At 72.9% G+C, this 10,283-nt stretch carries 6 protein-coding genes, 1 tRNA gene and 1 pseudogene; 6 read left to right on the forward strand and 2 right to left on the reverse strand.

The annotated features are described in order from the left end of the window. Positions 1-71: 71 nt before the first annotated feature. A complete protein-coding gene (locus F9B16_RS15275) occupies positions 72-1,238 on the forward strand; it encodes an FAD-dependent monooxygenase (RefSeq protein WP_151540725.1) in 1,167 nt (388 codons plus the stop codon). A gap of 145 nt (positions 1,239-1,383) precedes the next feature. Here F9B16_RS15275 and F9B16_RS15280 read toward each other — a convergent pair. Beyond that, positions 1,384-1,472, reverse strand: a tRNA-Leu gene (locus tag F9B16_RS15280). Between the two features lie 125 nt (positions 1,473-1,597). On the opposite strand from F9B16_RS15280, the gene F9B16_RS15285 reads away from it, so the two are divergent. From F9B16_RS15285 to F9B16_RS50875, 3 genes are all read left to right on the forward strand, one after another. Then, positions 1,598-2,908, forward strand: coding sequence for a M20/M25/M40 family metallo-hydrolase (locus tag F9B16_RS15285; RefSeq protein ID WP_225991647.1), 1,311 nt, complete (start codon positions 1,598-1,600; stop codon positions 2,906-2,908). A gap of 100 nt (positions 2,909-3,008) precedes the next feature. Then, positions 3,009-3,746, forward strand: a complete 738-nt coding sequence (locus tag F9B16_RS15290) for a hypothetical protein (RefSeq protein ID WP_151540727.1) — start codon at positions 3,009-3,011, stop codon at positions 3,744-3,746. A 133-nt stretch (positions 3,747-3,879) separates the two neighbouring features. Continuing rightward, positions 3,880-6,225: a chaplin family protein gene (locus tag F9B16_RS50875; RefSeq protein ID WP_192808801.1), complete on the forward strand. Its 2,346-nt coding sequence runs from the start codon at positions 3,880-3,882 to the stop codon at positions 6,223-6,225. A gap of 355 nt (positions 6,226-6,580) precedes the next feature. On the opposite strand, the gene F9B16_RS15310 is transcribed toward F9B16_RS50875, so the two are convergent. Next, positions 6,581-6,766 (reverse strand): DUF5703 family protein, encoded by a 186-nt coding sequence (locus F9B16_RS15310; protein WP_151540728.1) that lies wholly within the window; start codon positions 6,764-6,766, stop codon positions 6,581-6,583. 253 nt (positions 6,767-7,019) lie between these two features. Here F9B16_RS15310 and topA point away from each other — a divergent pair, with 253 nt between their 5' ends. Together topA and F9B16_RS15320 are read left to right on the forward strand one after the other, a co-directional pair. Then, positions 7,020-9,716 carry a type I DNA topoisomerase gene (gene topA / locus F9B16_RS15315; RefSeq protein ID WP_192808802.1) on the forward strand — a complete coding sequence of 899 codons (2,697 nt, stop codon included), beginning with the start codon at positions 7,020-7,022 and terminating at the stop codon, positions 9,714-9,716. Positions 9,717-9,744: 28 nt separating this feature from the next. Continuing rightward, positions 9,745-10,283: pseudogene (locus F9B16_RS15320) on the forward strand (MFS transporter); the annotation flags it as partial.

Here is a 10,283-nt window from a genome sequence, read left to right on the forward strand (position 1 = left end):
AACTATTAGTTGACTAGATTTCGAATCTGGTCATACAGTCATCACGAGACGACGACCCAGAGGAGCCGAACATGACCGCCGAGAACCCCACCGTGCTGATCTCCGGAGCCGGCGTCGGCGGACCGACGCTGGCGTACTGGCTGGCCGCGCGCGGTTTCGCGACCACCGTCGTCGAGCGGTCGGCGGGCCTGCGCACCAGCGGCAACCCGGTCGACGTCCGCGGCCCGGCCGTGACGGTCGCCGAACGGATGGGCGTGATGGACCGGCTCCGCGAGGCGGCCACCGACGTGACGGCGATGAGCTTCGTGAACGCCTCCGGCCGCGAGGTCGGCCGGGTCGACATGCGGGCCCTGGCGCGGGCGGCCGGCAGCGGCGAGGCCGAGGTCACGCGCACCGACCTGGCGAAGATCCTCTACGAGGCGAGCCGGGACTCCGCCGAGTTCCTCTTCGACGACACCATCACCTCGATGAGCCAGGACGACGACGGCGTGGACGTCACGTTCGAGAACGCCGCGCCGCGCCGGTTCGACCTGGTCATCGGCGCCGACGGCCAGCACTCGAGGACCCGCCGGCTCGCTTTCGGCCCCGAGTCGCGGTTCGTCGGCCACGCGGGCCTGTACGTCGCGACGATGCAGTGGGACGGGAGGGCCGCCGACCAGCGGGACGTCGTGCTGCACAACACCCCGGGCCGGCTCGTCTCGGTCCACCCCGTCCACGGCCGGTCCCTGGCGGCGTTCATCTTCCGCAGCCCGGCGATCGAGGGCTTCGACCCCCGCGACGTCGAGCAGCACAAGCGGATCGTCATCGACGCCTACTCAGGCGGCGGCTGGCGCCTGCCCGAACTCCTGGACCGCGTCCGCACCGCCGACGACCTGTGGCTGGACTCGGTGAGCAGGGTCCGCCTCGACCGCTGGCACAACGGCCGCATCGCGCTGCTCGGCGACGCCGCCTCGTCCGTATCGCTCTTCGGCGACGGCTCCACCATGGCCATGGCCGGCGCCTATACCCTCGCCGAAGAACTCGCGGCCACGCCCGCCGACCATCGGGCGGCCTTCGCCCGCTACGAGGCCAAGCACCGCACCCTCGTCGACCCCAAGCAGAACAACGTCTCCGCCGCCGCCGCGCTGATGGTCCCCCGGACCCGCACCGCCATCGCCGCCCGCAACATGGCGACCCGCCTCTGGCCCGCCGCGGCCGCCGTCAGCCGTGTCCGCAACCTGCTCACCCCAGGACGCTGACTCCTGCCCTCGCCTACCTGGAGAGCGAACAGACCAGCGGTCGTCAGCGGGGGATCGATGCGCATGCTGATCAGGGCCAATGAAAAAAGCCCGGCTCGAGATCCTTCCCCAAGCCGAGCTTTTCGCGCCCCTTACGGGGTGATGCTGGTGTCCGAGGGGGGACTTGAACCCCCATGCCCCGTGAAGGGCACTAGCACCTCAAGCTAGCGCGTCTGCCTATTCCGCCACCCGGACCGGTGTCGCAGGCCGCAGCGCGGCTGCGGCGGGCTTCACCATACCAAAGGAGCCGAGTCGCGGCGAAGTCGATCGAGCGGGCACGATGGTGGGGTACGAGGACGGCTAGCGCGAAGGTGATCACTGTGGCCCACCAGCCGACCGCTGAGGACGAGGTCGTCGGGCTCTGCCAGGAGCTGATCCGGATCGACACCAGCAATCCGGGAGATCATTCGGGACCCGGGGAACGGGTCGCGGCGGAGTACGTCGCGGAGAGACTCGCGGAGGTGGGGCTGGAGGCGCGGATCCTCGAGTCGCATCCCGGGAGGGCGAGCGTCGTCGCGCGGATCGAGGGGGAGGACCCCTCGCGGGACGCGCTGCTGCTGCACGGGCACCTCGACGTGGTGCCGGCGCGCCGGGAGGACTGGACACGGGACCCGTTCGGCGGGGAGATCGCGGACGGGTGCGTCTGGGGCCGCGGGGCCGTGGACATGAAGGACATGGACGCGATGATCCTCGCGGTGGCGCGGCAGCGGCTCCGGGAGGGGCGCAGGCCGCCGCGGGACGTGGTGCTCGCCTTCCTGGCGGACGAGGAGGCCGGCGGGAAGTGGGGCGCCCGGTGGCTCGTCGACGAGCACCCGGAGCTGTTCGAGGGGTGCACCGAGGCCGTCGGGGAGGTCGGCGGGTTCAGCCTGACCGTGCCGGGCGACAAGCGGATGTACCTGATCGAGACGGCGGAGAAGGGCATCGCGTGGATGAACCTGACCGCCGCGGGGACGGCCGGGCACGGGTCGATGGTGCATCCGGACAACGCCGTGACGGCGCTGGCGGCGGCCGTGGCGCGGCTGGGCGAGCACGAGTTCCCGGTGCGGCTGACGAAGACGGTGCGGGCGTTCCTGGAGCGGGCGTGCCTGGCGTACGGGGTCGAGTTCGATCCGGAGCGCCCGGAGGAGGCCCTGGAGAAGATCGGCCCGCTGGCGCGGATGATCGGGGCGACGCTGCGGCACACGCTGAATCCGACCCGGCTGGACGCGGGCTACAAGACGAATGTGATTCCGCAGAGCGCGACGGCTCAGGTGGACGGGCGTTTCCTGCCGGGTTTCGAGGACGATTTCTTCGCGACGGTGGACGAACTTCTCGGGCCGGGCGTCACGCGTGATTTCGTGCATCACGACCACGCGGTGGAGACCGAGTACGAGGGGGCGCTGGTCGCGGCGATGGAGGCGGCGCTGACCTCGGAGGATCCGGGGGCGCTGCCGGTGCCGTACTGCCTGAGCGGCGGGACGGACGCCAAGTCGTTCGCGCGGCTGGGAATGCGGTGCTTCGGTTTCGCGCCGCTGAGATTGCCCCCAGAGTTGGACTTTTCCGGAATGTTCCACGGCATCGACGAGCGCGTTCCCGTGGACGGCCTGCGCTTCGGCGTGCGGGTTCTCGACCAATTCCTCGACCGGTCTTGAAATTCCCGTTGCCAATGCGGTCTGTGGTGCTATCGTCACCGTTCGTAGGGACCCGCCCGTCCCGTGAGGGATGGGCGGTGGTCGCAACGGAGGTCTCACGGTGGCAGGTGTCGCGGCGCGGGCAGGGACGGTTCCCGTCCCGCTGCGGCGTGCCCTCACCGGGCGGATCGTCCGGCGGCTGCTCGTCCTCGCCGGCCTGCTGATCGCGGGCTGGCTCCTCGGCGGCATGGCGCAGCAGGCGACCGCCCGCGCCGCCGAGCTCCCGGCGCCGCCGGTCGCACCGGCGGTCAAGGCCCCGCCCGCGCCGGCCGAGGTCGTCGCGGACGGCGCCCCCGTGCTGGCGCACGTGCTGAAGGCCCCGCGCACGCCGATCCCGTCGGTGGCCGGGGCCGTCAAGCACCCCGCGTCCGTGCGGGCACTGGCGCCGGCCGGGTCCGCGAAGCCGGTGCCGCCGGAGTCGGCGGCCGAGGCCGCCGCGCCGGCGGACCGGCACGCGAGCCCGCAGAAGGCGCACAGCGCACCTCGCCGTGCGGCGAGGAGCGCGGTGCCGGCGCGCCGGTCGCCGGACCGGTCGCACGCGGCCTCCGGGACGCGCCAGGCGTCCCATGTCCGGCATCACCGTGCCCTCGAGCGGCACCCCGCGCCCTTCCAGGCGCCGGGCGAGCCCGGCACGCATTCGGCGACCTGCGGCGGTGTTCCGATCGGTGCCGCCGCCGGCCTGCCGGCCGCTTTCCCCTGGGCTCCGGTTCCGCCGCGAGCCCGCGTTCCGCGCAATGTCGGCGCGGTTCCCCCGGCCGTCCGCACGGCAGCGGACGAGCCCTCCTTCGCGCCTGACTAATCCCTGATCAGAACGCTCCCGGCGTGGGCCCGTGCGGCTCGGGCCCTGCGTGAGCGTGCCGTCAGGCGTGTCCTTCCCACGAGACCGAACGCGTGTCTCGGCATTCCATTCATCATCCCCCGAACGGAGCATCATGCGAACGTGGGCAAAAAGCACCGCGCGCACCGCGGCGCTCACCGCGAGTTTCGTCGCCCTCGGCGTCAGCGTCGTCCCCGCCAACGCCTTCGCCGACGCCACCAACGGCGACGGCAGCGTCCTCGGCGGCAACCAGGTCGACCTGCCGATCTCGGCGCCGGTCGACGTCAGCGGGAACGGCGCCGGGATCGTCGGCAGCGGGCACGGCGTGTCCAAGGGCGGCGCGTCCGTGCTGAACGGCGGCGGAGGCGGGCAGCACACCTCCGGCACCGGCAGCGTCGGCGGCGGCAACCAGGTCAGCGCGCCGATCAGCGCGCCGGTCAACGCCTGCGGCAACGCCGTCGCGCTGATCGGCAAGGCGGACGCGGGCTGCAAGGGCGGCTCGTCGGTGCTCAACGGCGGCGGGTCCGGCGGGCAGAAGACGTCCGGCGAGCACAGCGTCCTCGGCGGCAACCAGGTCAACGCCCCGATCTCCGCGCCCGTAGACGTCTGCGGCAACGCCGTGGCGATCATCGGCAAGGCCGAGGCGGGCTGCAAGGGCGGCGCGACCGTGCACAACGGCGGCGGCGCGGGCCACGGCAGCGGCGGCCAGACCACCGACGGCGCGCTCGGCGTCATCGCGGGCAACCAGGTGAACGCGCCGATCAGCGCGCCGGTGAACGTCTGCGGCAACGCGGTCGCGATCGTCGGCGAGGCGGTGGCCGGCTGCGAGGGCGGCGCGATCGTCAAGAACGGCGGGCACACCGGCGCCGGGCAGAAGACGTCCGGGCTGCACAGCGTGCTCGGCGGCAACCAGGCGAACGCCCCGGTCAGCGCGCCGGTGGACGTGTGCGGCAACGCGATCGGCAACGCCCTCGCCGAATGCGAGGGCGGGGCGTCGGTCCGCAACGGCGGCCACGGGTCCGGCGGGCAGACCACCGACGGGGTGTCCAGCGTCATCGGCGGGAACCAGGCGAACGCGCCCATCAGCGTCCCCGCGACCGTCTGCGGGAACGCGGCGGCGCTGGTCGGCGAGGCGGGCGCGTACTGCGAGGGCGGCGCGCACGTGCGCAGCAGCTCCGGCGGCCAGCACACGTCCGGCACCGGCAGCGTCGTCGGCGGCAACCAGGGCAACGCGCCGATCACCGCCCCCGTCGACGTCTGCGGCAACGCCGCCGCGGTCGTCGGCCAGGCGGCCGCGCACTGCAACGGGCAGACGCTGGTCGAGGGCCCGCAGGGCGGCGGCCGGACGTCCGGGAACGGCAGCGTCGGCGGCGGCAACCAGGCGCACGCGCCGGCGAAGGCCCCGGTGGACGTGTGCGGGAACGTCGGCGCCGTGGTCGGCCGCTCCCTCGCGCACTGCCAGGACGGGCCGGGCTTCGGCGGCTACCACCCCTACGCGCGGTCCGCGGGCGAGACCCCGACCCCGCTGCCGGTGAACCCGGGGCTGCCCGTCCTGCCGAAGCTGCCCGCCACCGCGAACCACCGCGACGGCGGACCGGGCGCGCTGCCCGCGACCGGCCTGCCCGTGACCGGCCTGCCGGACGCCGGCCTCCCCGCGACCAAGCCGCCCGCGGCCAACCTGCCCGTGACGGGGCTGCCGGACGCCGGCCAGGCCGTGTCCGGGACGGCCGCGCAGGTGAACGGCATCCCCGCGACCAAGAGCGTCCCGGTGTCGGACGCCCTGTCCGCGACGAACCTGCTGCCGGGCACCGCCGAGCAGCGCACCGCCGAGCAACGCACCGGCGCGCCGTCCCTGGGCCCGGTCCCCGGCTCGCAGCTGCCGGTCGCGCAGAACCTGCCGGTCGCGCAGAACCTGCCGGTCGCGCAGGGCCTGCCCGCTGCCCAGAGCCTGCCCGGGCTGCAGAGCCTGCCCGGTGCGCAGGCCGTGCCCGTCCACGGCAACCTGCCGACGGTGAACAACGCGCTCGGCGGCGGCATGACGCCGACGGTCACGCCGAAGGTCAACGGGCTGCCGCAGGCGCCCGCCGCGGGGAAGCGGACGGTCCGCACCGGCGGCAACGGCATGACGATCGCGACGCTGCCGGTGAACCCGGGCGCGGTGACCGGAAAGGCCGGGAACCCGCTGCCGGTCCCCGGCCTGCCGGGGGCGCACGGGGTCAAGCTGCCCAAGACCGGCGCCGTCAAGCTGCCCGCCGCGGGGAACGTCGCGCTGCCCGCCGGGGCCGTCAAGGCGCCCAAGAAGGTGGCCGACCTCGGCCCGGTCCGGACCGTCGCCGAGCGCGAGCGCCTGGCGCCCGCGGCCGAGGACGGGTCGCTGTGGGTGCTCGGAGTGGCGACGATCGCCGCGGCGTTCTCCGGCGCGGTCGCGCTGACCCGCCGCCTGCGCCCGGCCCGCGGCTGACGGCTCCCGGCCCGCGGCTGACGGCTCCCGGCCCCTGGCTGATCGCTCCCGGCCCGCTGCCGCCGATCGCGGGCGGCCGGTGAGGGCCGGTCCGGCGGGGGGGGGGGGGGGGGGGGGGCCCGCCCCCCCCCCGGGCGGGGCCCGGCGCCCGGGGGCGGGCCGCGGGGGCGGTCCGGGGCGGGCGAAGCCATTCTCGGCGAATATGATTACGGGACGTCATAGCATTCGCACGTAGTGCTACGCTCCGTCCGGGACTCGGCGGACCCGCCGCGAACGACCCTGGATCACCGGTGACGGGGGAAACGGAGCGAACCTCCGCGATCGGGCCGAACAGCCGGAACGCCCGGTGGGGCCGTCAGAACGTGCGGACGGCGCGGATGACCTTGCGGCGCAGTTGAATACGGCGGCGGCCGTCCGGGTAGAGGCGCAACCGATCGATCTCCCAGCCGCCGTGTTCGGCGTGCTCGGTCAGGATCTGCCGGGCGGTGTCACGCGTGGTGCCGGCCGGCAGTGACAGGACGAGGTAGGTGTACTGCACCATTGCGACCATTATTACTTGGTGGACCGGGTGTTGTGCATCGTACGGTGGCGGCCCGGTCCGCACGGGGGGTGGCGGCATGTCATCCTGTCCGGAGGCGAGCGGCGGTCGAGGGGTTGCGCCCGCCACGGGCGGAGCGGAACCGAAGGGGCGGCATTGGGGCATCCGGGCATGAACCCGCCATCATGCGACGTTGTAGGAAGCCTGTGTAAGAAGAGTGTGAGCTAGAAGACCAGACAGCGAGGTTGGAGCGACTGTGCCAGCCAAGAACGGCACTGCGAAGAGTGGCCAGGCGAACGGCGCCGGCACGCGCCTGGTGATCGTCGAGTCGCCCGCGAAGGCGAAGACGATCGCGGGTTACCTGGGCCGTGGCTACATCGTGGAGTCCAGTATCGGCCATATCCGGGACCTGCCCGGGAGCGCCTCGGAGGTGCCGGCCAAGTACAAGGGCGAGCCGTGGGCGAAGCTCGGCGTGAACGTCGAGCACGACTTCGAGCCGCTCTACGTGGTCAACACCGACAAGAAGGCGCAGGTCGCCAAGCTCAAGAAGCTGCTGGCCGAGGCCGACGAGCTCTTCCTCGCGACGGACGAGGACCGGGAGGGCGAGGCGATCGCCTGGCACCTCCAGGAGGTCCTGAACCCGAAGGTCCCCGTGCACCGGATGGTCTTCAACGAGATCACCAAGGACGCGATCCAGCGCGCCGCCGCGAACCCGCGGCAGCTGAACATGCCGCTGGTGAACGCGCAGGAGACGCGCCGCGTCCTGGACCGCCTGTACGGGTACGAGGTCAGCCCCGTGCTGTGGAAGAAGGTCATGCCGAAGCTGTCGGCGGGCCGGGTGCAGTCGGTGGCGACGCGGCTGGTGGTGGAGCGGGAGCGGGAGCGGATTGCGTTCGTCCCGGCGCACTACTGGGACATCCTCGCCGAGTTCGACACGGGCAAGGAGGAGGAGCCCAAGGCGTTCAAGGCCGGGCTCGTCTCCGTGGACGGCAAGCGGGTCGCGCAGGGCCGCGACTTCGCGTCGGACGGCACGCTGAAGACCAAGGACACGCTGCACCTGGACGAGCCCTCGGCGCGCGCGCTGGCCGAGCGGCTGCGCGGACGGCCGTACGAGGTCAAGTCGGTCGAGTCCAAGCCGTACACGCGCAAGCCGTACCCGCCGTTCCGGACGACCACGTTGCAGCAGGAGGCCAGCCGCAAGCTGGGCTTCTCGGCGAAGTACACGATGTCGGTGGCGCAGAAGCTGTACGAGAACGGCTTCATCACCTACATGCGAACCGACTCGATCACGCTGTCGGAGACGGCGATCACGGCGGCGCGGCGGCAGGCGGCGACCCTGTTCGGCGGCGAGTACGTGCCGGACAAGCCGCGCGTCTACCAGTCGAAGGTGAAGAACGCGCAGGAGGCGCACGAGGCGATCCGCCCGGCGGGCGACAGCTTCCGGACGCCCGCCGAGACGGGCCTGTCCGGCGACCAGTTCCGGCTGTACGAGCTGATCTGGAAGCGGACGATCGCGTCGCAGATGAAGGACGCGGCGGGCCGCTCGGTGTCGATCCGGGTGACCGGCACGTCGACGCAGAACGAGCTGGCGGAGTTCGGCGCGACCGGTAAGACGATCACGTTCTACGGGTTCCTGAAGGCGTACGTCGAGAGCGCGGACGACCCGTCCACCGACCGCGACGACCAGGAGCGGCGGCTGCCGAACCTGGAGCAGGGCGACCCGCTGTCGGCGAACGCGGTGGACGCCGAGGGCCACTCGACCCGGCCGCCGGCCCGCTACACCGAGGCGTCGCTGGTCAAGGAGCTGGAGGAGCGGGAGATCGGCCGCCCGTCCACCTACGCCTCGATCATCGGCACGATCCTGGACCGCGGCTACGTGTTCAAGAAGGGCACGGCGCTCGTCCCGTCGTTCCTGGCGTTCGCCGTGGTGAACCTGCTGGAGCAGCATTTTGGGAACCTGGTCGACTACGACTTCACCGCGCACATGGAGGACGGTCTCGACGAGATCGCGCGGGGTGAGGCCGAGCGCGTCCGGTGGCTGACGCGGTTCTACTTCGGCGACAACGGTGAAGAGGGGCTCAAGGAGCTCACCGAGGACATCGGCGACATCGACGCCAAGGGGATCAGCTCGTTCCCGGTGAAGGGGTCCGACATCGTCGTCCGGGTCGGGCGGTACGGGTCGTACCTGGACCGGGACGGCGAGCGGGTCAACATCCCCGACGACATCGCGCCGGACGAGCTGACGGCGGAGAAGGCCGAGGAGCTGCTCGCGCAGCCGTCCGGCGACCGCGAGCTGGGCACCGACCCGGAGACCGGGCACATGATCGTGGCGAAGTCGGGGCGGTTCGGCCCGTACGTCACCGAGATCCTGCCGGAGGCCGCGCCGCCCGCCGAGGGCGAGAAGAAGAAGCGGACGAAGAAGGCGGACGCGCCGAAGCCGCGCACGGGCTCGCTGTTCAAGTCGATGTCGCTGGACACGATCACGCTGGACGACGCGCTGAAGCTGCTGTCGCTGCCGCGCACGCTGGGCGAGCTGGACGGCGAGCCGGTGACGGCGCAGAACGGCCGGTTCGGGCCGTACATCAAGAAGGGCACCGACAGCCGCTCGCTCGGGTCGGAGGAGGAGCTCTTCACCGTCACGCTGGAGCAGGCGAAGGAGCTGCTGGCGCAGCCGAAGCAGCGCGGCCGGCGGGCCGCCGCGGCGGCGCCGCTGCGCGAGCTCGGCAAGGACCCGGCGAGCGACAAGCCGGTGGTGGTGAAGGAGGGCCGGTTCGGCCCGTACGTCACCGACGGCGAGACGAACGCCAGCCTGCGCAAGGGCGACGAGGTCGAGTCCATCACGATTCAGCGCGCCGCGGAACTGCTCGCGGAACGGCGTGAGAAGGTGGCCGCGGGCGGCGGAAAGAAGAAGACGACGACCCGCCGCCGCACCTCTGCAAAGTCCGGCTCATAACGACATTCACGCCGATACCCTGACCGACATGACCAGAACGGACGCCACCCGGCCGCACCCCGCCGCGCCGCAGCCGGGTGCCTCGTCGCTCTCCGCCGCGGCGGCGCCGTTCCGGCGGCTCCGGACCGCGCTGTCGGTGTCCGGCCTGGGCCAGTGGCTCGCGGTGCCGGCGCTGTCGGCGATGGCGGTGCTGCCGGCGGACGACACCACGGCACGGCTCCGCGCGGTCGGCGGCGTGCTCGCCCTGCTGGTGCTGCCCGCGGTGCTGCTCGCGCCGCTTGCGGGGGCGCTCGCCGACCGGGTCGACCGGCGGCTCGCGCTGCTGATCGCCGACGGGCTGCGGTTCGTGGTCGTCCTGACGGTGCCGCTGGTGGACGCGCTGCCGTGGACGCTGGCGGCGTCCTTCCTGGTCGGCTGCCTGTCGCTGCTGTGGACCCCGGCGGCGGCCGCGGCGCTGCCGGCGCTGGTCTCCGACGCGACCGTGAGCGCGGCCGCGGGCGGGGCCGTGGTGGCGCGCGGCGCCCCGGAGACCGACCTGCGCGCCGACGCCCGCCGCTCCGCGGCCCG

The sequence above is a fragment of the Actinomadura montaniterrae genome, from assembly GCF_008923365.1.
GTDB classification, from domain to species: Bacteria; Actinomycetota; Actinomycetes; order Streptosporangiales; family Streptosporangiaceae; genus Spirillospora; species Spirillospora montaniterrae.

Bases quoted from the DNA above. Each gene is read 5' to 3' on its own strand.
- F9B16_RS15275 (WP_151540725.1), top strand. From the start codon at position 72: ATGACCGCCGAGAACCCCACCGTGCTGATCTCCGGAGCCGGCGTCGGC.
- F9B16_RS50875 (WP_192808801.1), top strand. From the start codon at position 3,880: ATGCGAACGTGGGCAAAAAGCACCGCGCGCACCGCGGCGCTCACCGCG.
- F9B16_RS15310 (WP_151540728.1), bottom strand. From the start codon at position 6,766: ATGGTGCAGTACACCTACCTCGTCCTGTCACTGCCGGCCGGCACCACG.